This is a genomic window from Rhizobium sp. 01T417 (assembly GCF_056398905.1).
The window spans coordinates 399,875-420,155 of the sequence record NZ_JBFTQH010000001.1; the positions used below are offsets into that span (position 1 = coordinate 399,875).

At 59.9% G+C, this 20,281-nt stretch carries 23 protein-coding genes and 1 pseudogene; 11 read left to right on the plus strand and 13 right to left on the minus strand.

Translation table 11 applies throughout. From position 1 onward, the window contains the following. Positions 1-249: 249 nt before the first annotated feature. A complete protein-coding gene (locus tag AC1DPR_RS01930) occupies positions 250-789 on the plus strand; it encodes a single-stranded DNA-binding protein (protein WP_018855039.1) in 540 nt (179 codons plus the stop codon). Between the two features lie 128 nt (positions 790-917). Here AC1DPR_RS01930 and AC1DPR_RS01935 read toward each other — a convergent pair whose 3' ends face one another. Further along, positions 918-1,559: a MarC family protein gene (locus AC1DPR_RS01935; RefSeq protein ID WP_018855040.1), complete on the minus strand. Its 642-nt coding sequence runs from the start codon at positions 1,557-1,559 to the stop codon at positions 918-920. Between the two features lie 226 nt (positions 1,560-1,785). Here AC1DPR_RS01935 and gyrA point away from each other — a divergent pair, with 226 nt between their 5' ends. Both gyrA and AC1DPR_RS01945 read left to right on the plus strand, forming a co-directional pair. Further along, on the plus strand, positions 1,786-4,569 hold the full coding sequence (gene gyrA, locus AC1DPR_RS01940) for a DNA gyrase subunit A (protein ID WP_477815669.1): 2,784 nt from the start codon (positions 1,786-1,788) through the stop codon (positions 4,567-4,569). 95 nt (positions 4,570-4,664) lie between these two features. Next, positions 4,665-5,168: pseudogene (locus AC1DPR_RS01945) on the plus strand (N-acetyltransferase family protein). A gap of 128 nt (positions 5,169-5,296) precedes the next feature. Here the strand turns inward: AC1DPR_RS01945 and AC1DPR_RS01950 are convergent. The 3 genes from AC1DPR_RS01950 to AC1DPR_RS01960 all read right to left on the minus strand — a co-directional run bounded on the left by AC1DPR_RS01950 (position 5,297) and on the right by AC1DPR_RS01960 (position 5,931). Then, a complete protein-coding gene (locus tag AC1DPR_RS01950) occupies positions 5,297-5,431 on the minus strand; it encodes a hypothetical protein (RefSeq protein WP_018855044.1) in 135 nt (44 codons plus the stop codon). Positions 5,432-5,464: 33 nt separating this feature from the next. Continuing rightward, the gene (locus tag AC1DPR_RS01955; RefSeq protein ID WP_018855045.1) at positions 5,465-5,620 is read right to left on the minus strand and encodes a hypothetical protein; all 156 of its coding nucleotides are present in this window, start codon (positions 5,618-5,620) and stop codon (positions 5,465-5,467) included. Between the two features lie 89 nt (positions 5,621-5,709). Further along, positions 5,710-5,931 (minus strand): hypothetical protein, encoded by a 222-nt coding sequence (locus tag AC1DPR_RS01960; protein WP_477815670.1) that lies wholly within the window; start codon positions 5,929-5,931, stop codon positions 5,710-5,712. 179 nt (positions 5,932-6,110) lie between these two features. Here AC1DPR_RS01960 and coaD point away from each other — a divergent pair, with 179 nt between their 5' ends. The 5 genes from coaD (at position 6,111) to tgt (ending at position 10,024) form a co-directional block, all read left to right on the plus strand. Further along, positions 6,111-6,605 carry a pantetheine-phosphate adenylyltransferase gene (gene coaD, locus AC1DPR_RS01965; RefSeq protein WP_018855047.1) on the plus strand — a complete coding sequence of 165 codons (495 nt, stop codon included), beginning with the start codon at positions 6,111-6,113 and terminating at the stop codon, positions 6,603-6,605. A 28-nt stretch (positions 6,606-6,633) separates the two neighbouring features. Then, positions 6,634-7,203, plus strand: a complete 570-nt coding sequence (locus AC1DPR_RS01970) for a peptidylprolyl isomerase (protein ID WP_018855048.1) — start codon at positions 6,634-6,636, stop codon at positions 7,201-7,203. 26 nt (positions 7,204-7,229) lie between these two features. Continuing rightward, positions 7,230-7,739 carry a peptidylprolyl isomerase gene (locus tag AC1DPR_RS01975; RefSeq protein ID WP_018855049.1) on the plus strand — a complete coding sequence of 170 codons (510 nt, stop codon included), beginning with the start codon at positions 7,230-7,232 and terminating at the stop codon, positions 7,737-7,739. A 71-nt stretch (positions 7,740-7,810) separates the two neighbouring features. Next, a complete protein-coding gene (gene queA / locus AC1DPR_RS01980; protein ID WP_018855050.1) occupies positions 7,811-8,893 on the plus strand; it encodes a tRNA preQ1(34) S-adenosylmethionine ribosyltransferase-isomerase QueA in 1,083 nt (360 codons plus the stop codon). Then, positions 8,894-10,024, plus strand: a complete 1,131-nt coding sequence (gene tgt, locus AC1DPR_RS01985) for a tRNA guanosine(34) transglycosylase Tgt (RefSeq protein ID WP_018855051.1) — start codon at positions 8,894-8,896, stop codon at positions 10,022-10,024. A 6-nt stretch (positions 10,025-10,030) separates the two neighbouring features. On the opposite strand, the gene AC1DPR_RS01990 is transcribed toward tgt, so the two are convergent. Next, positions 10,031-10,375 carry a carboxymuconolactone decarboxylase family protein gene (locus AC1DPR_RS01990; protein ID WP_026371502.1) on the minus strand — a complete coding sequence of 115 codons (345 nt, stop codon included), beginning with the start codon at positions 10,373-10,375 and terminating at the stop codon, positions 10,031-10,033. A gap of 78 nt (positions 10,376-10,453) precedes the next feature. Here AC1DPR_RS01990 and AC1DPR_RS01995 point away from each other — a divergent pair, with 78 nt between their 5' ends. Next, the gene (locus tag AC1DPR_RS01995) at positions 10,454-10,759 is read left to right on the plus strand and encodes an ArsR/SmtB family transcription factor (RefSeq protein WP_477815671.1); all 306 of its coding nucleotides are present in this window, start codon (positions 10,454-10,456) and stop codon (positions 10,757-10,759) included. A 3-nt stretch (positions 10,760-10,762) separates the two neighbouring features. Further along, positions 10,763-11,302 (plus strand): rhodanese-like domain-containing protein, encoded by a 540-nt coding sequence (locus AC1DPR_RS02000; RefSeq protein WP_477815672.1) that lies wholly within the window; start codon positions 10,763-10,765, stop codon positions 11,300-11,302. Between the two features lie 47 nt (positions 11,303-11,349). Here the strand turns inward: AC1DPR_RS02000 and AC1DPR_RS02005 are convergent, their stop codons facing one another. From AC1DPR_RS02005 to metG, 5 genes are all read right to left on the minus strand, one after another. Then, positions 11,350-11,778 (minus strand): DUF4864 domain-containing protein, encoded by a 429-nt coding sequence (locus tag AC1DPR_RS02005; RefSeq protein WP_477815673.1) that lies wholly within the window; start codon positions 11,776-11,778, stop codon positions 11,350-11,352. A 157-nt stretch (positions 11,779-11,935) separates the two neighbouring features. Continuing rightward, positions 11,936-12,946: an IS30 family transposase gene (locus tag AC1DPR_RS02010; protein ID WP_477815674.1), complete on the minus strand. Its 1,011-nt coding sequence runs from the start codon at positions 12,944-12,946 to the stop codon at positions 11,936-11,938. 84 nt (positions 12,947-13,030) lie between these two features. After that, positions 13,031-13,861, minus strand: coding sequence for an MBL fold metallo-hydrolase (locus tag AC1DPR_RS02015; protein ID WP_018855057.1), 831 nt, complete (start codon positions 13,859-13,861; stop codon positions 13,031-13,033). 4 nt (positions 13,862-13,865) lie between these two features. Beyond that, entirely contained in the window at positions 13,866-14,648 is a 783-nt protein-coding gene (locus AC1DPR_RS02020; RefSeq protein WP_477815675.1) for a TatD family hydrolase, read from the minus strand. A gap of 7 nt (positions 14,649-14,655) precedes the next feature. Further along, positions 14,656-16,206 (minus strand): methionine--tRNA ligase, encoded by a 1,551-nt coding sequence (metG, locus tag AC1DPR_RS02025; protein WP_477815676.1) that lies wholly within the window; start codon positions 16,204-16,206, stop codon positions 14,656-14,658. A gap of 237 nt (positions 16,207-16,443) precedes the next feature. On the opposite strand from metG, the gene AC1DPR_RS02030 reads away from it, so the two are divergent. Further along, positions 16,444-17,244: a sulfite exporter TauE/SafE family protein gene (locus AC1DPR_RS02030; protein WP_018855060.1), complete on the plus strand. Its 801-nt coding sequence runs from the start codon at positions 16,444-16,446 to the stop codon at positions 17,242-17,244. On the opposite strand, the gene AC1DPR_RS02035 is transcribed toward AC1DPR_RS02030, so the two are convergent. The 3 genes from AC1DPR_RS02035 to AC1DPR_RS02045 form a co-directional block, all read right to left on the minus strand. Further along, on the minus strand, positions 17,245-18,267 hold the full coding sequence (locus AC1DPR_RS02035; RefSeq protein WP_113472154.1) for a DNA polymerase III subunit delta': 1,023 nt from the start codon (positions 18,265-18,267) through the stop codon (positions 17,245-17,247). Continuing rightward, positions 18,257-18,943, minus strand: coding sequence for a dTMP kinase (tmk, locus tag AC1DPR_RS02040; protein WP_477815677.1), 687 nt, complete (start codon positions 18,941-18,943; stop codon positions 18,257-18,259). The genes AC1DPR_RS02035 and tmk overlap by 11 nt, the downstream gene beginning before the upstream one ends. A 115-nt stretch (positions 18,944-19,058) precedes the next feature. After that, positions 19,059-20,255 carry a D-alanyl-D-alanine carboxypeptidase family protein gene (locus AC1DPR_RS02045; protein ID WP_018855063.1) on the minus strand — a complete coding sequence of 399 codons (1,197 nt, stop codon included), beginning with the start codon at positions 20,253-20,255 and terminating at the stop codon, positions 19,059-19,061. Between the last annotated feature and the right edge of the window lie 26 nt (positions 20,256-20,281).

The window sequence follows — 20,281 nt, forward strand, 5'->3', positions numbered from 1 at the left end:
CGTCTTCTGCTTCTGTGCTGGAACAAGCCCCTTATTTAGTGATGCCGGCTGGCGAGTCGAGGCTGAATGTCCGTCTGCTGCAAGGTTTTCGATTCGGTTGACAGGATCATAGGGATAAACTAGAACAAATAAAGAACAAAATTCCTTGTGGATGAACCGGCGATGGACACCCATCGCCGGCGCTCTATGGTTTAAGGTGCACCGATTGTTTCAAGCGCCGCCGGGCAGGGCGGCAGGTAAGGTGAAAGTATGGCTGGCAGCGTAAACAAGGTAATTCTGATCGGGAACGTGGGCGCTGACCCCGAAATCCGGCGGACCCAGGATGGCCGGCCGATCGCCAACCTTCGCATCGCGACGTCCGAGACCTGGCGTGATCGCACCTCCGGCGAACGCCGCGAAAAGACGGAATGGCATACGGTCGTAGTCTTCAACGAAGGCCTCTGCAAGGTCGTCGAGCAGTATGTGAAGAAGGGCGCCAAGCTCTACATCGAAGGCGCGCTGCAGACGCGTAAGTGGCAAGACCAGAACGGCCAGGACCGCTATTCGACGGAAGTCGTTCTGCAGGGCTTCGGCTCGACGCTGACGATGCTGGACGGTCGCGGCGAGGGTGGCGGCGCAAGCTCCGGCTTCGGCGGTGGTCGCGGCAGTAATGCCGGCGGCAACGATTTCGGTGGCGGCGGTGGCTACGGCGACGATTACGGCGCGCCGTCGCAATCATCTGGCCGCAGCAGCGGTGGCGGCGGCGGTGGAAACTTCTCGCGCGATCTCGACGACGATATCCCGTTCTGATCGCAGAGTATTCGTGGCATAAGTTGGACGGCGCGCCGCAAGGTGCGCCGTCTGCTTTTCAATCTCCGGGATTGGACGTCCCCCGAGCTTGCCGCGATGGAAGCCGTGCAGGTAACCGGCTTTTTGACCTAGCCGGCTGGCGTCGTGATGAGGGTAGATCTCAAACCGTCGACGACGAACTGCGTGGCAAGCGCCGCCAGGATGACACCGAGAAGGCGTGTCAGAATTGCGCGCCCCGTTACGCCGAGGAAGCGATCAAGTCTTTCGGCGATGAGCAGCGAGAGAAACAGCAGCAGCAGGCTCAATGCGATGACAATGATCAATTGCGCCCGCTCGAGCGAAGCCTGCATCGATCCGGCAATTAGGATCGTCGCCGAAATGGCACCGGGACCGGCGATCAGAGGGATCGCCAACGGAAAGACCGAGATATTATGGATATGATCGACGGTGATTGCGGCTGTGCTCGTCTTCTCCTTACGGTCCTGCCGCTTCTCGAATACCATTTCAAAGGCGATCCAGAACAACAGAAGACCACCGGCAATGCGGAAGGCGCCGATCGAGATTCCGAGCACCCCGAGCACGCTGGCCCCGAACAGGGCGAAAGCGGCAAGAATGACAAAGGCGATGATCGAGCCGCGCAGTGCCACCTGTTTTCGCTGGCTGCGGCTCATGCCGGTCGTGAGCCCGAGAAAGAGTGGAGCAAGACCAGGCGGGTCGATCGTGACAAGCAGCGTCGTGAAGGCGTTGATCAGTTGGTCGACGCTTGCCATTGTCTCTCCGTGAGCCCATATAAACACTTGGTTTTTGCGCGATTGTGATGCGGAGAGACCATTTTGGCAAATGGTGTTATTAGGGCGGTGCAAATAACCGTCCCAGAGGCTCCCATTGCCCTCATAAGACCGCAAAAGTCTGTTCAAAACGCGTGCCAAAATTAGCGTAGGAACAGGCTTTCCGCTATAAATCTTCAAGTGATTCTAGAAGAGATCGTGATCTGTTTTGACTGAGCAAACACCCCCCGGCGGCGGGAAGCTCCCGCCAGGCATCGAGCCCATCTCCATCATGGAGGAAATGCAGCGGTCGTATCTCGATTACGCCATGAGCGTTATCGTTAGCCGCGCCCTGCCTGATGTCCGCGACGGCCTGAAGCCCGTGCACCGGCGCATCCTTTACGGCATGTCCGAACTCGGCATCGACTGGAACAAGAAATACGTCAAATGCGCCCGCGTTACCGGGGATGTGATGGGTAAATACCATCCGCACGGCAACGCAGCGATCTACGACGCGCTAGCGCGTATGGCGCAGGACTGGTCGCTCCGCCTTCCGCTGATCGACGGCCAGGGCAACTTCGGCTCCGTCGACGGCGATCCGCCGGCGGCCGAACGCTACACAGAGTGCCGCCTGCAGAAGGCCGCGCATTCGCTGCTCGACGATCTCGACAAGGAAACGGTCGACTTCCGCGATAACTATGACGGCACGCTGTCCGAGCCCGTCGTTGTTCCCGCAAAGTTCCCGAACCTCCTAGTGAACGGGGCAGGCGGCATCGCCGTGGGTATGGCGACGAATATTCCGCCGCACAATCTGTCCGAAGTCATCGACGGCTGCATTGCGCTGATCGACAACCCGGCGATCGAACTGCCTGACATCATGCAGATTATTCCGGGTCCGGACTTCCCGACCGGCGCCAAGATCCTTGGTCGCGCCGGCATTCGCTCGGCCTACGAGACCGGTCGCGGCTCGGTGATCATGCGCGGCGTTGCCACCATCGAGCCGATGCGTGGCGATCGCGAACAGATCATCATCACCGAGATCCCGTATCAGGTGAACAAGTCGACGATGATCGAGAAGATGGCCGAACTGGTGCGCGACAAGCGTATCGAAGGGATCTCCGACCTACGCGATGAATCCGACCGTCAGGGCTATCGCGTCGTCGTCGAGTTGAAGCGCGATGCGAATGCCGATGTCATCCTGAACCAGCTCTACCGCTACACGCCGCTGCAAACCTCCTTTGGCTGCAACATGGTGGCGCTGAACGGCGGCAAGCCGGAACAGCTGACGCTACTCGATATGCTGCGCGCCTTCGTCTCCTTCCGAGAGGAAGTCGTTAGCCGGAGAACGAAATTTCTTCTCCGCAAGGCCCGCGAGCGCGCTCACGTCTTGGTCGGCCTGGCGATCGCTGTCGCCAATATTGACGAGATCATCCGCACGATCCGGCAGKCGCCGGATCCGCAGACCGCACGCGAGCAGTTGATGACGCGCCGCTGGCCGGCCGCCGATGTCGAAAGCCTGATCCGCCTGATCGACGATCCGCGTCACCGCATCAATGAGGACCTGACATACAACCTCTCGGAAGAGCAGGCGCGCGCCATCCTCGAACTGCGTCTGGCCCGTCTGACCGCACTCGGCCGTGACGAAATCGGTGACGAACTCAACAAGATAGGCGAAGAGATTAAGGATTACCTTGAAATCCTGTCGTCGCGGGTTCGCATCCAGACGATCGTCAAAGAAGAGCTTGCAGCCGTTCGCGACGAATTCGGCACGCCGCGCCGCACCGAGATCATGGACGGCGGCCTTGAAATGGACGATGAGGATCTCATCGCCCGCGAAGACATGGTCGTGACGGTCTCCCATCTCGGCTACATCAAGCGCGTGCCGCTGACGACCTATCGCGCCCAGCGCCGTGGCGGCAAGGGCCGCTCCGGCATGACGACGCGCGACGAGGATTTTGTTAGCCAGCTATTCGTTCTCAACACGCATACGCCGGTTCTGTTCTTCTCCTCGCGCGGTATCGTTTACAAGGAAAAGGTCTATCGCCTGCCGATCGGCACGCCGACTGCGCGCGGCAAGGCGCTCATCAACATGCTGCCACTGGAGCCCGGCGAACGCATCACCACGATCCTGCCGTTGCCGGAGGATGAGGACAGCTGGGATAAGCTCGACGTCATGTTCTCGACGACGCGCGGGACAGTTCGCCGCAACAAGCTTTCCGACTTCGTTCAGGTCAACCGCAACGGCAAGATCGCGATGAAGCTCGAGGAAGAAGGCGACGAAATCCTCTCAGTCGAGACCTGCACCGAGCATGACGATGTGCTTCTGACCACGGCGCTCGGTCAGTGCATTCGCTTCCCCGTCGATGACGTCCGCGTCTTTGCTGGCCGCAACTCCATCGGCGTTCGCGGCATCAACCTCGGTGACGGCGACCGCATCATCTCGATGACGATTGTTGGTCATGTCGATGCCGAACCTTGGGAACGCGCAGCCTACCTGAAGCGGGCCGCGAGCGAACGCCGCCTCGCGACGGGTGACGCCGAGGAAATCTCGCTGGTTGGCGAGGAAGTGACCGAGGAAGGTCAACTGAGCGACGAGCGCTATGAGGAACTGAAGGCGCGCGAGCAGTACGTCCTGACGGTTTCCGAGAAGGGCTTCGGCAAGCGATCCTCCTCCTACGACTTCCGCATTTCCGGCCGTGGCGGCAAGGGCATTCGCGCCACCGATACGTCGAAGACGGGGGAGATCGGCGAACTCGTGGCCGCTTTCCCGGTCAACGAAGGCGACCAGATCATGCTCGTATCCGATGGCGGCCAGCTCATCCGCGTTCCGGTGGGGGGCATCCGTATCGCGAGCCGAGCAACGAAGGGCGTCACCATCTTCTCGACTGCCAAGGATGAAAAGGTCGTATCCGTCGAGCGCATTAGCGAGCCAGAGGAGGAGGCTGAAGACGTTGCCGAGAATGGCGACGACATTGCCTCGGTTCCGGAAGGTGAGCCTGAAACGGAAGCGTGATGTTCTAGGCGTTTGATCTTGAAAACCGGGCGACTGCCCGGTTTTCTTTTTGGGCATCTTGACTGCGGGAACCGGCTGGCGGTGCTGCAGCCGAAATGGAGGGCAGAGTGATCCGGATTCTCGGTATTGACGATGTTGCCATCTTCAAAGCCATTCGGCTGGAAGCGCGCTGCGGACCGAACCCGCAGCCTTTGCCAGCACCGTCGGCGACTGGGAAGCGCTCTCAGACGATGAATGGCGTAGGCGATTGGTCGACGGGCCTGTTCTCGTGGCCCTTAAGCAGGGTGAGCCCGTCGGGATGATGGGGCTGAGCCGCCAGCGTGCCAGTAAGATGGTGCATCGGGCAACGCTCATCATGGTCTATGTGCGTCGAAGTGAACGGGCGGCGGCTATGCCAAGGCTCTGCTAGAAGCGACGTTAAGCTATGCGCGAGAGAACGGAAACCGACTGCTGGAGCTCGTGGTCAGCGTTGAGAATAAGGCTGCCACACGGTTTTATGAACGCGAGGGCTTCCATCAGGCCGGGCGGATTCCTGGCGGATTCATCTTGAGGGCAGGGAGATTGATGACGTCATCATGGTTCGTCGCATCGGGGATTAGGAAGGCTCGCGCGGATGCCGGCAGGAGGGGGCCGCCAGCGCCATCTCTAGGCACGAAATAGCCCGGACAAACCTCGTTCATCCGGCCTATTTCGATTGAAAACATGCAATCCCAGATCTCGACAGCGGCTAGAACCAGCTGTGTTTTCCATCGGTCTTCTTCAGTTCTTCGCTTTCATGGCGAAGGGCAGAGATGGTGGAAGCCACGGACACGATAAACATTATGCTGATAAGGGCGGTGAGCACAGCTAGTATCGTGAACATGAGCAATCCTCCTGGGCTTTGCGTTCACGTCCCTTAGTACTGGCTCATTACCGCCGCACGAGCCGACGCATAAGGGCCATATACCTTGGACGCATCCACTTTGTGATCGTAAAGCGCGACAGTCGCTGCAAGCATACCAGTCATCATTACCATCCAGACAGCATTAATCATGGTAATTTTATTGGGCATATCTTCTTCCTTGTCCGGCGCGTATCGCGTTACGCTGGTTGAGTGAACGCATGCGTGCGAAAATGGTTCCAGGGACATTGACGGGTCGTTTAGCAAGGCCGTTCTGAAGCGACCTTGAATGCGCCGTTCATCTGGCATTCAGAATCCTTAATCGGTTTAAACGCCACATTTCCTGTCTTACGCACGATTGCATTATGTTCCCGTACGCTTGGCCGCACCCAACTTGCATCCTGCATTTCCCGCACGTAGCCGTAGAAAAATTCGGCAAGCAGCGAGACGATGACAGCGAATACAACAAGGATGATCAGCATGGGCGTTTTCCGGGGCTGACCGATGCCGGAATGACATCGGGTGTTGACGGTCTCAACTATAGCGAGCCGGTCTGAAGCCGCCTTGAATGCTGCATTCATCCGCCGTTCAGCGATGGGCAAATGACTTGCGGGCAACCGTCATCCATGACAAAAGGGCGTCGAAACAAATGGCTAGGCCAATGACGACAGCTTTTTATCCGGGGTCGTTCGACCCGATCACCAACGGACATCTGGATGTTCTTGTCCAGGCGCTGAGCGTTGCGTCCAAGGTTATCGTCGCGATCGGCGTTCATCCCGGCAAGGCACCGCTCTTTTCCTTCGATGAGAGGGCGAATCTCATTCGCCAGTCGCTCGCGGAAGCAATGCCTGAAAAGACCGGCGACATCTCAGTCGTTGCATTCGACAATCTCGTCGTCGACGCGGCGCGATCCCATAGCGCGACCCTACTGATCCGCGGCCTCAGGGACGGCACCGATCTCGACTATGAAATGCAGATGGCCGGGATGAACCGCCAGATGGCGCCCGACATTCAAACGATCTTTCTGCCAGCCGGAACGGCCTCGCGGCCCATAACCGCCACATTGGTCCGGCAAATCGCTGCCATGGGAGGCGACGTCAGCGCCTTTGTGCCGGCTGCCGTCTTGAAAGCTCTTCAATCCAAGCGCAAATCCTAGGCGACCTTTTCGCCGCAACGGAGCCATTATGAAACTTTTCTCTTTCGCATTTGCAGCCGTGCTTTCCCTTGCCTCGTTCGCGAGCGCTGCATTCGCGCAGTCCGGCAACACGCTGACGATCCAGCTGAAAGACGGTCCGGTCGTGATCCAGCTTATGCCGGACGTCGCGCCGAAGCACGTCGCGCAGATCGAAGCGCTCGCCAAGAAGGGCGCGTATGACAACGTCGCCTTCCATCGCGTCATCGAAGGCTTCATGGCCCAGACCGGCGACGTGAAGTTTGGCAACATGGAAAAGGGCTTCGATGCGAGCCGTGCCGGTACCGGTGGCTCCGACCTGCCTGACCTGCCGGCCGAATTCTCGAAGACGCCTTTCGTGCGCGGTACTGTCGGTATGGCCCGCTCGCAGGACCCGAACTCGGCGAACTCCCAGTTCTTTATCATGTTTGCTGATGGCTCGTTCCTCAACGGCCAGTACACGGTTGTTGGCAAGGTCGTCTCCGGCATGGAGAATGTCGACAAAATCAAGCGCGGCGAGGGCCAGAACGGCGAAGTCAGCAATCCCGACCGGATGATCAAGGTCACCGTCGGCAGCAAGTAAGTTTCAAGACAAGTAGGAGAAGAAGAATGGCCGAGATCAAGGATCCCGAAAACACCATCATCCTGGAAACCACCAAGGGTAAGGTTGTCATCCAGTTGCTGCCGGAAGTAGCGCCGGAACATGTCGCCCGCATCAAGGAACTCGCTCGCGAGAAGGCCTATGACAACGTTGTCTTCCATCGCGTCATCAACGATTTCATGGCGCAGACCGGCGACGTGAAGTTCGGCAAGAAGGGCGGCGAGAGCTTCAACCCGAGCCGCGCCGGCATGGGCGGTTCCGAGAAGCCCGACCTCAAGGCTGAGTTCTCGGCGGTCAGCCACGTCAGAGGCACGTGCTCGATGGCCCGCTCCCAGAACCCGAACTCTGCCAATTCGCAGTTCTTCATTTGCTTCACCGATGCTCCTTGGCTGAACAAGCAGTACTCCGTCTGGGGTCAGGTCATCGAAGGCATGGACAACGTCGACAAGATCAAGAAGGGCGAGCCGGTCGTCGATCCGGACTCGATCGTCTCGATGCGGGTTGCCGCTGACGTCTGATTGTGATTTTTGCTGAAACCCGCCCTTGCGCGAAAGCGTGGGGCGGGTTTCGCTTTGCCTGGATTTGAGTGATGCGCGTAGACCTCTTTGATTTCGACCTGCCGGATGAACGGATCGCCCTGCGGCCCGCCGAGCCGCGCGATAGCGCGCGCCTGCTCGTCGTCGACCCGGCGGGCGAAGTGCAGCTGTCGGACTATCGGGTTAGCGATTTGCTCAGCTTTCTAAGGGCAGGGGACGCGCTCGTCTTCAACGACACCAAGGTGATCCCGGCGCAGCTCGAGGGCATCCGTTATCGTGAGGGCGCCGGCGGTCAGCAGGTTTCGGCAACGCTGCATATGCGCACCGGCACCAGCCGCTGGAAGGCTTTTGCCAAGCCCGGTAAGCGCATCAAGATCGGTGATCGCATCTCATTTGGCCATGACGGCACCAGCTGCCTGCTCGGCAAGCTCGAATGCACGGTCGAGGAAAAAGGCGACGGCGGCGAAGTCACCCTTGCCTTCGACCTGTCTGGGCCGATGCTCGACGAGGCCATCCATTCCGTCGGACATATTCCGCTGCCACCCTACATCGCCGCCAAACGCGCCGAGGATGAACGCGACCGCGCCGACTACCAGACCATCTATGCGCGCGAGGAAGGCGCCGTCGCCGCTCCCACGGCCGGACTTCACTTCACGCCCGCGCTTTTCGACGCGATCGACAAGGCTGGGGTCGAGCGCCATTTCGTGACGCTACATGTCGGCGCCGGCACCTTCTTGCCAGTCAAAGTGGACGATACCGACGACCACAAGATGCATCTCGAAAGCGGCTATGTCAGCGCCGAAACGGCTGCGAGCCTCAATGCCGTGAAGGCGAGGGGCGGGCGCATCATCTGTGTGGGCACGACTTCGCTACGGCTGATCGAAAGTGCTGCGCAGGACAATGGCGAGATCCGGGCCTGGGCCGGCGCCACGGGTATCTTCATCACGCCAGGCTACCGCTTCAAGGCGGTTGACATGCTGATGACGAACTTCCATTTGCCCCGATCGACCCTGTTCATGCTCGTTTCGGCCTTTGCCGGCTTCGAGACCATGCATGCAGCCTATCAGCACGCGATTTCGACGGGCTACCGCTTCTATTCCTATGGCGATTCCAGCCTTCTTTTCCGGAAAGACTAAATGACCGAGAACTTTCAGTTCACCCTCAAGAAGACTGACGCCGGTGCTCGCCTGGGCGAGGTCTCGATGCCGCGGGGCACGATCCGCACGCCGGCCTTCATGCCCGTCGGCACCGTCGGTACCGTTAAGGCCGTGTATCTCGACCAGGTTCGCGACACGGGCGCCGACATCATCCTCGGCAACACCTACCATCTCATGCTGCGCCCTACAGCGGAACGCGTGGCCCGGCTCGGTGGTCTGCACAAGCTGATCCGCTGGGAGCATCCGATCCTGACCGATTCCGGCGGGTTCCAGGTGATGTCGCTCTCGGGTCTCCGCAAGCTCGATGAGCAGGGCGTAACCTTCAAGTCGCATGTCGACGGCAGCCTGCATCACATGTCGCCGGAGCGCTCGATCGAGATCCAGGGACTGCTCGGTTCCGACATCCAGATGCAGCTTGACGAGTGCGTGGCGCTGCCGGCGGAACCGCGGGAAATCGAGCGCGCCATGGAGCTGTCGCTGCGCTGGGCGGAGCGTTGCAAGGTCGCCTTCGGCAACCAGCCGGGTAAAGCCATGTTCGGCATCGTGCAGGGCGGGGATGTACCCGCGCTGCGCGTCCGGTCGGCCGCGGCACTGACCGATCTCGATCTCAAGGGCTACGCGGTCGGCGGTCTCGCCGTTGGCGAGCCGCAGGAGGTCATGCTGAAGATGCTCGAGGAGACCCTTCCGGTATTGCCAACGGAGAAGCCGCGCTATCTCATGGGCGTCGGTACGCCTGACGATATCCTGAAGTCCGTCGCTCGCGGCATCGACATGTTCGACTGCGTGATGCCGACCCGCTCTGGCCGTCACGGGCTTGCCTTTACACGTCGCGGCAAGGTCAACATCCGCAATGCCCGTCACGCAGAGGATATGCGGCCGCTCGACGAACAATCGAACTGCCCGGCATCGCGCGACTACTCCCGTGCCTACCTGCACCACCTCGTGCGTGCCAATGAGGCCCTCGGCGGCATGCTGCTCTCCTGGCACAATCTCGCCTATTACCAGGAGCTGATGCAGGGCATCCGCAAGTCAATCGCCGAAGGCCGTTTCGCCGATTTCATGGCCGAGACCATGGAGGAATGGGCGAGGGGCGATCTCGATCCAGTCTGAGCCGCCTTAAGCTTCGGCAAACTGGTCATAGGCGCGCAGCGCGTCTGCGGCATACATCAACGCTGGGCCACCGCCCATATAAACACTCATCGCCATGACCTCGGCGACCTCTTCACGAGTGGCGCCGAGTTCTTTCAATGCCTTGGCGTGAAAGCCGATGCAGCCGTCGCAGCGCTGAGTGACGCCGATCGCCAACGCGATCAGTTCCTTCGTCTTCTTGTCGAGGGCGCCATCGGCGCTTGCGCCTTTCGCTAGTGCGTAGAAGCCTTGCATGGCCTCCGGCGCCAGCTTTCTCAGTTCTCCGGTATAGGCGGCGATATCACGGGTGATCTGCTTGTAATCCTTGCTCATCATTCTGTTTCCGTATTTCTTGCTTTTCATTTCGTAAAAATGTGATATCAGTAAAATACGAAATGTAAAGAGGCGCCGATGACGGACTTCACGCTGGAGATGAGCGGCAAGGCGGAAGGGGCTGCGGAGTTCCTGAGTGGACTTGCAAGCCCGCACAGGCTGCTGATCCTCTGTCTTCTTGCCGCCGGCGAGAAGAGCGTTGGTACGCTGGTCGAGGGGACAGGCATCGGCCAGACCTCAATGTCGCAGCATCTGGCGAAATTGAAGAAGGAAGGCCTCGTCGATTTCCGGCGGGACCACCGTACGCTCTATTATTTTATAAACGATCCGGCGGCTCTGGAGATCATGGAAATTCTCTACAACCGCTTCTGCAGGAAGGTTTGAGCAATGACGCAGTCGATGAAGGTGGTGACACCGCGCCAGGCGAAAGAGTGGATAGGTGCGGGCGAGGCGGTCCTTATCGACGTCCGCGAGCCGGAGGAGTTCCGCAGCGAGCATATCGCTTCGGCCCTTTCCCTGCCTCTGTCCGAGGTCGGAAACCTCACCCGAGTCCTTTCCGTCCCGGCCGGACGCAAAGTCGTATTCCAGTGCCTGAAGGGCGGTCGCGGCCAGCAAGCCTGCGAGCGGCTGGTAGCCCAGGAGGGAAGCGAGTATCCGGTCTTCAATCTTGAGGGCGGCATCACTGCTTGGAAAGCGGAAGGCCTGCCGGTGGTCGGCACAGCCGTCCCGCGCCTAACGATCTTCCGTCAGGTCCAGATCGTCGTCGGCTTCCTCGTGCTGCTGTCGGTGCTTGCCGGCTTCTTCATCAGCCCAGCTGGCTTCGTCGTTGCCGGCCTGTTTGGCGCGGCGCTTGCCTTTGCCGGCATATCCGGCTGGTGCGGGATGGCGAAGCTGCTCAACCTGATGCCTTGGAACCAGCCAGCCTGATCTGAATTCCAAACGAAAAATCGCGAGAGGCTTTCCGCGGCATTTCTTTAGATGCCTTTGCTTTCGGTATTTGGCACGATCTGCACACCGTTGATCTTGTCGTTTCCGTCAGGCTGACGCGCCAGCTGGTAGACGGCAGTCCAATCCTTGCCGTCACGGCCTGATATCAGCACCTCGTGATAGATCATCGCGCCATTGTCGATCGAGCGGCTGCGCCCAAAGGCATAATTGCCAGGGTGGTAAACCGGCTCGTAGCTTTTCTTGACCATGGCGAAGAAGACGTTCTTGTCGGGGTAGATCGCCTTGATCCCGGGTGCGGCGAAGGAATAGGCCGTGTCGACGTCGTCGTTCAGGAACGCCTTGATCTGCGCCTCGATCATCGTTCGCGTCGCGTCGATCGGATCTTCGGCTTGAGCGGTCGCAAACAAAACGAAGGACGCGGCACACAGAATGAAAACTGCGAGGAAGGCGCGCATGGCAACGGCTCCGGCTGTCCTAGGAATTCTAGGGCAGTCTACGCACAAGGAAAGAGCATAGATCAGCAGGCGGGGTGTTGGTAGGCGTCCTTCGTGCGCTATTCCTTACGGGAGATTGTGAGTTCATGCTGAACCGCGACTTTTGTGGCTCATCAAGCTAGCCGGCATGTCTGATCTGCGCGAGCAGTTTCTTTCGGAAGACTTCGGCTGGGGTTCGATAGCCAAGGCATTTGCGGGGTGTTGCGTTAAGCCGGTTGCAGATCTCGATCAGATCGGCATCTGTGACCGATAATGGATCGACCTCTCTCGAAAGCCATTTCCGGACGCGGCCATTGGTATTCTCGACGGTGCCTTTCTGCCACGGCGATTGCGGGTCGCAGAACCAGGTTTGGGTGCCGATGCTCGCCTGAAGATACGGCCAATCCGTAAACTCCGTGCCACGGTCGAAGGTGATCGAGCGACGGGCTAGATGGGGTAGGGCCTTGAGGGCCTGTATGAGGCCGTCCATGACCGGACGTGACTGACGGTCGTTGTTACGCAGGAAGATCGCAAATCGGCTAACGCGCTCGACGAGCGACGTGACGTTGGCCTTTCCAAACTTCTTGCGGAACTGGATAAGATCACATTCCCAGTGCCCAAACTGTTTGCGGTCAGCGACAGTGTCGGGACGACGCATAATGTTCAGATCCGAGCTAAAGCGTTGACCGTGCTTGCGTCTGGCATGTCTTGGCCTGCGCCTGGCACGACGCTCCGGCAGATGTCGCCACAGCTTGATCGCCTGGCCGTCGGCCGAGTATGCGAATTTGTAGATCGTCTCGTGGCTCACCGAGATCGGATGGTGCTCCAGGCGCATCCGACCGGCAATCTGCTGCGGTGACCAGCCGTGTACGATCCGCTCGATCACCGATTGCCGGACATGCGAGAAGCGCGCGAGCTTGCGCAGCTTTAAACGGCGATCACAGGCCATCTGATGCGCGTTCACGCAGTAGTAGCCGCTGAGATCAGGAACTTCCTTGTCGACGAATATGTTGCGCCGGACTTCGCGAAAGATCGTCGAACGATGCCTTCCGAGCTTCTCTGCAATGGCGTCAATACTGAGCCCAGCCAACCTCCAACGGGCAATCTTACGGCGTTCGTCCAATCCAATCTGAGAGTAGGTGCGCTTCATTGCATCGTCCTTGCAATTGATAACCCATTGGGATCATTAGCAAGTCGCACTTCATTCTAGAACCGCGCGACATCATGCAGGTCGTCAGCCGCTTTCCAGTTCGACCAGTTCAATATCGAAGCTCATCTGATCATAAGCCGGAACCACATGATCGGGCGTTTCGGCCATGACCGTGTCATAGTCGAGCGGCGTATGCATATGGGTCAGGATCGCCCGTTTCGGATTCAGGCGCTTAATCCAGTCGAGCGATTGCTCGAGCGACAGATGGCTCGGATGATAGCGATATTGCAAGGCATCGATGATGAGGACGTCGAGCTCTTGAAGTTTTTCGACAGTTTCAGGCGGAAAGTCACTGATATCACTGCAATAAGCGACGTCGCCAACGCGAATGCCAAGCGAGTATATGTCGCCATGCTGCTGCAGGTGCGGTCGGATCGAGATCGTTCCGCCCCCGCCGCTGATCCGAACCGGGACGTCGAGGCTTCCGATGACCTTTGCTTCGACGATCGGCGGATAGTTGCTGCCGGGCGGCGTTTCAAGGCAGTAGCCGAACCCTTGTCGAATGCGGTCCATCGTCTCACGCGTGGCGTGAATCGGAACCCGCTGCTGCGCGCCATAGAAATAGCCACGCAGATCGTCGAGGCCATGGATGTGGTCGGCATGGGCATGAGTATAGAGGACAGCGTCGATGTGAGTGACGCGGGCCGCGATCATCTGCTCGCGAAAATCCGGCCCGGTATCGATGACAACGGTCGTGACGCCGCCGTTGTCATCATATTGCTGGACCATGAACGCCGCGCGGGTGCGGCGATTCTTCGGATTGGTCGGGTCGCAGGCACCCCAATCGCCAGTGATGCGTGGAACGCCGGGCGACGACGAACAGCCGAGAATGGTGAAACGCCGCCTGTAGCCCACGCTGTCAGATCCTCGGCATCTTTGAGAAAATGCGGAATGCGTTTTCGGTGGTGATCCGCGCCATCTCGGCATGGCTGAGGCCGAGCGTCTCGGCCAGAACCTCGGCCGTGTTCACGACATAGGACGGTTCGTTGCGCTTGCCGCGCCAGCGCTTTGGCGCAAGGTAGGGCGCGTCGGTCTCGACAAGAAGCCGATCCTGCGGCACCGTTTTGGCGATATCACGAAGTTCCTCCGACTTCGGGAAGGTCAGGATACCGGAGAAGGACACGTAGCCGCCCAGTTCGACGCCGATCCTTGCGAGTTCAGCGCCAGACGAGAAGCAATGGAGGATAAAGGGAAACGCCCCCTTCCCCATTTCCTCTGTCAGGATCGCAGCCATGTCTCCGTCGGCGCTGCGGCTATGGATTACGAGCGGCAGCTGCGTCTCGCGCGAAGCGTCAATGTGGCGCCGCAGCCCGGTCTGCTGGTCCTCCGGCTTTTGCGTATCGTAGAAATAGTCAAGGCCGGCCTCGCCGATCGCGACAATCTTCTCGTGGGCATTGGCCAGACGCACGAGATCTTCCGTCTGGATATCGAGCTCGTCGCCTGCATTATTCGGATGCGTGCCGACGGAACAGAAAACAGACGGATATTTCTCGGTGATGGCCAGCAGCGCGTCCAGCTTGCGCACCCGCGTCGAGATCGTCACCATCTGCTTGACACCCGCGTCGTGGGCGCGCTTGACGATCTCGTCCCGCTGCTCCTCGAAGTCGGCGAAATCCAGATGGCAATGCGTATCGATCAGCATGAGGTCCTCACGCTTCCGGCGCGACGTAGCGCGGGAACACTGGCTTCGGCGCTTCGAGCGCCGTGCCTGCGATGAGGCGGCCGGCTTCGCCGAGCGCCGCGAAGTCGCGCTTGTCGGCAGGAGCCGCAACCAGATCAAGCAGCTTGCCGGCCGATTCAGGCACGAAAGGCTGCAACAGGATGGCAATCTGGCGGACGACCTCGGCCGTGACGTAGAGCACGGTGCCCATGCGCGCCGGATCGGTCTTCTTCAGCGCCCAGGGCTCCTGGCCGGCGAAGTAGCGGTCGGTCTCGGAAACGACAGCGATGATCGACGCGAGCGCGCGATGGATCAGCTGCTTGTTCATGTCGTCACGCGTCGACGCGAGCAGCGCGTCGGCCTGCGCCAGCATGGTCTTGTCCTCGTCCGTCAGCGGACCGCATTCCGGGACCTTGCCGTCGCAGTTCTTGACGATCATCGACAGCGAGCGGCTGGCAAGGTTTCCGATGCCGTTGGCAAGGTCGGAGTTGATGCGCGTGCCGATCGCCTCTTCGCTGTAGCTGCCGTCCTGACCGAAGGAGACTTCGCGGAGGAAGAAATAGCGCACCTGGTCGAGGCCGAAATGGTTCACCAGATTGACGGGATCGACGACGTTGCCGAGCGACTTCGACATCTTCTCGCCCTTGTTGAGCAGGAAGCCGTGCGCGAAGACGCGCTTGGGAAGCGGCAGCTTGGCGGACATCAGGAAGGCCGGCCAGTAGACCGCGTGGAAGCGGATGATGTCCTTGCCGATGATATGAACGTCCGCCGGCCAGTACTTGGCGCGGGGACCGTTGCGATCCTCGATGTACCCGGTCGCCGTAATGTAGTTGGTTAGGGCATCGACCCAGACATACATGACGTGATCAGGGTCGTTCGGCACCTTGATGCCCCAATCGAAGGTCGTGCGTGAAATCGAGAGATCCTTCAGTCCCGACTTGACGAAGGAGATGACCTCGTTGCGCCGCTCGGCAGGCCCGATGAAGTCAGGGTTGGCTTCGTAGTGCGCGAGCAGCTTGTCCTGATATTCGGAAAGCTTGAAGAAGTAGCTGGCCTCTTCCACCCATTCGACAGGCGTGCCTTGCGGTCCGTAGCGCACGCCATCGGCGCGCAGCTCCGTCTCGCTTCCCTGATAGTAGGCTTCGTCGCGAACCGAGTACCAGCCGGCATAAGAATCCTTGTAGATGTCGCCATTGTCACCCATCAGGTTCCAGATGTTCTGCGACGTCTCGTGGTGACGCTCCTGCGTCGTGCGAATGAAGTCGTCGTTCGAGGCGTTGAGGAGCTGCCCCATCGACTGGAACGCACTGGAATTGCGATCTGCAAGCTCCTGGGCCGACATACCCTCGGCTCGGGCCGTCTGCTGCATCTTCTGGCCGTGCTCGTCGGTACCCGTCAGGAAGAAGACATCCTTGCCGTCGAGGCGCTGGTAGCGCGCCATTGCGTCCGTCGCAATCAGCTCATAGGCATGGCCGATGTGCGGCTTGCCGTTCGGGTATGAAATCGCGGTGGTGATGTAAAACGGTGTCTTCTCTGTCATGGCGGCCATTCGTGTCCGGCTTACTCTATAAAATTTGTCAGCCGCTCTTAGCGCAAGTCATGGCGAAGCGAAACAGCAAGTTTCGAAAGCAGGCGATTTGCCGTTCGCCGGCGTGCCTGCACTTGACTCGATTCTGGGCGCATTCTACCCAAAGAAAATTCAAAGGGCGGGCATCAGCGACGTGACATATTCAGCACTCGGCAGCACCATTCACGCGCAGGGCTCGAGGTCTCCTATTTGACCGACCTTTTCAGCTTCAATCCCCTCTATTCCCTCTCCGGGCTTCTTGTCGGCGCCTTGGTCGGCATTACGGGTGTCGGTGGCGGGTCGCTGATGACGCCGTTGCTGGTACTTCTCTTCGGGGTTCATCCAGCGACAGCCGTCGGAACCGATCTGCTCTACGCAGCTGTGACCAAGACAGCCGGAACAGCAGTTCACGGCATGCATGGCAGGGTGAATTGGCGCATTGTAGGCTGCCTGGCTGCCGGAAGCGTCCCGGCCGCCCTGCTGACGCTCTGGCTGATGGCGGGAGTCGATCGTAGGAGCGTCGAGGTCGCCCACACGATTACAATGGCCCTTGGTTGGTTGCTTGTCATGACCGCGTTTATGCTGGTCTTTCGCAAGCAAGTCCTCGCGCTCGCGCTTCGCTCGATTGGAGAGCGCTCTCCGCCCAAGCCGCTCACGATCGCCATCTGGACAATGGTCCTCGGGCTGGTGCTAGGCACCCTCGTGACGCTGACGTCGGTGGGCGCAGGGGCGCTCGGCGTGACGGTACTGCTGGTCCTCTACCCGCGCCTCGATGTTCGAGAAATTGTTGGCTCCGATATCGTTCACGCCGTCCCGCTGACACTGATCGGCGGGATGGGCTACTGGGTGATCGGCGAGATCAACTGGGGAATGCTGTTTGCCCTGCTGGTCGGCTCGATCCCCGGGATTATCGCGGGCAGCCTGATCGCACCTAAGCTCCACGAACGGACAATCCGCATCGTGCTGGCGCTGACGCTTGCCGTCGTCGCATGGAAGCTGCTGGCAACCTGATCAGGGGCCGGGCTGCTTGATATCTCCAAGGATGCTGAGGATCGTCTGCTTGCGATCCAGATTGTAGGCATCCGAAACGGTCAGCCGCTCGCCAATGTCTGAATGCAGGCGGGCCAGCCTCTCCGCGGCAGCCACCTGCCCTGCCATCGCCGCAGCCCGTGCCTTCTGCATCAAGTCCTCGCCGACGTGGCCGGTGAAAAATTCAAAGATTGTGTCACTGTCCTTCCCGGAAAGCGCATCCGCCAGCCGATGCATAGCCCTGCGGGCAGATGCCCCCTGCGCACCCAATACATCGTTGTAAGCAGCGATGATATCGCTGCCGCCGTAGTTCACCAGCTTCAGCGCCTCGCCTACGCTGCCATTTGCCGCCGCAAGCAAGTCGCGGTTGGCCTCGATACCGAGATGGGCGAGCGCCGCACCGAGAGCACTGTCGTCAAGCGGCGCGAGCTTCAGCGGCAGGCAGCGCGAACGAATGGTTGGAAGCAGCTTGCCGGGCGCATGGGAGATAAGCAGGAACAGTGCGCGTTTCGGCGGCTCCTCGAGGATTTTCAGGATCGCATTCGCGGCATTGCGGTTCATGTCATCGGCAGGATCGATGATGACAATGCGCCAATTGCCGGTGCCCGACGTCTGCGAGAAGAAGCGCCCTGCCCGCCTGACCTCATCGACCGTGATTGCGGATTTCATCTTCCCCGTCTTTTCATCGACGGGCCGCGCCAGGTGCAGCAGGTTATGCGAGGCGCCCGAGGCGATCTGGCGGCTGACAGGAGAGGCTGGATCCGGATCCTCCAACCGATCCGGCGCGCCGGCCGGATCCGGATGCGTCAGGACATGATTGGCGAAGCGGAAGGCAAGCGTTGCCTTGCCGACGCCCGGCGGTCCCTCGATCAGGATCGCATGGTGGCCCTTGCCCGACCGATACGACTGCGCGAGGAAGGCCTCGGCGTCATCATGGCCGAATAGCTTCATGTTTTCGGCTGGCCAGATGGCACCGTCAAGCAATCCCGGTCGTTCATCGTTCATGAGTTGCTTCCGCTAACTTGGTCGCTGTCGCATGCGGCAGTTGCCGCCAGACGGTCTCCAGAACCTCGGCGGCAATGACCTCTTCGGACCGCGTTGCATCGATGACGTGGCAACGGTCAGGCTCCCGGGCGGCGATATCGAGAAACGCTTCTCGGCGCTTCTCGTGGGTTTCGAGCTCCTCCTTCTCGAAGCGGTCCGGGGCGACGTCGCCAGCAACGCCTCGCCTCCGGGCGCGCTCGAGACCCGCCAGCGCCGGCAGATCGAAGACAAGCGTGCAGTCGGGAACGATACCATTGACCGCGACGCGCTGCAGCGCCTCGATGAATTCCGACTCAAGATTCCCGGTCACGCCTTGATAGACCCGCGACGAATCCATGAAGCGATCGCAAAGGACCACCTTGCCGGTCATCAAAGCCGGCCGGATGACTTCCTCGACGTGATCATTGCGTGCCGCTGCGAAGAGGATTGCCTCCATGCGGGTTCCAAAGGCTTCGGCAGCACCCGAAAGAAGCACGTGACGCACAGCCTCGGCGCCCGGAGAACCGCCCGGCTCCCGTGTCAAAAGCACGTCATGACCGCGGGCACGGAGAGACTCAGCAAGGCGGCGGATCTGCGTCGACTTGCCCGCGCCCTCCCCGCCTTCAAACGTTACAAACAACCCAGTACCGGATGGCAATGACTAATTCCTGCATTACGGCGGTCACCCGCACCACTGCCGTACATTTAACGGAAGGCAGCGAAAAGCGAAACCGCTCGACGGTAACTCTCACCCTGAATAGCGAATTCGGCGATCAGGTGGGTTCGGGCTTATCCCACAGCCAGGAGAACAACAGCGTCTCGCCGAGTTCCATCAGCGCGTCGACGGCACGGCTGCTCAAAGAGCCAACCTCCACGGTCTCCTTCGTATAAAGGGGTACCTCACGCAACAGGCGACCGCCCGCGAAGATGCGCAGCGACCCTATTTCATGGCCGGCCTCCATGGGAGCCATCAACGGCCAATGGTAGACGATGCGCGCCGACAGCCGCTCGGGATTGCTGATCGGTACATAGACACTCACGGGCGTCTTTGCGACGAGATCAACGCTTCGCGAGGTTCCACCGTAGACGCTTGCTTCGCCGATCACCTCGGCGTCGGCGAAAATCTGACGGCTTTCGAAGGCGGTCAGCCCCCATTCGAGCACGCGCTTGGCCTCTTCGGTGCGCTCCTTGTCGGAGGCAATGCCGCCCAGGGCCATGAAGAGCCGCCGGCCATCGCGTTCGGCGGAGGCGACGATGGAATAGCCCTCTCCCTCGGCAAAGCCGGTCGCCAGGCCATCAACACCCATGCCGAAACCAAGCAAAGGATTGCGGTTGCGCTGGAAAATCCTGTTCCACTCGAAATCAGGCTGCGCAAAATAGGAATAGAGGTTCGGATAGGACATTTGCAGTTCCGCCGCCAACGTCACCATGTCGAGCGCCGTCGTCCTGCTTTTGCCGTCAGGCAGCCCGGTCGAATTCCCGAAGATGGACCGCTCCATACCGAGCGTTTTAGCACGCCGCGTCATAGCAGCCGCAAAGGCCGGCTCACTGCCGCTCATGCCTTCAGCGAGAACGATGCAGCTGTCGTTGGCGCCCTGAATGGCAATGCCTTTGATCAGATCCTCGACGCGGACGTTCGACTTGAGCGCGGCAAACATCGTTGCCGTGCGCGACGGCGCCCCCCCAGTTCGCCAGGCGTATTCCGAAACCGGATACTGCGTGTCGAGGGTGATCTGGTTCTTCGAAAGGGCGTCGAAGACGAGATCCACCGTCATCAGCTTCGCGAGTGACGCCGGCGAGAAGGTCTGATTCTCGTTCTTGGCAAGAAGCACGGTCCGGGTAGACGCCTCGACCATGTAGGCTTGGGCCGCCTTGGTCACGAATGAAGCGTTGGCATCACCGCTCGCGGCAGCGGCAACCGTTGCGAAAGGCAGAAGGCAAACACAGAGGCCAACGAAACGCTTGAACACCGAAAAACCCCACAGCTCGGTCGAGC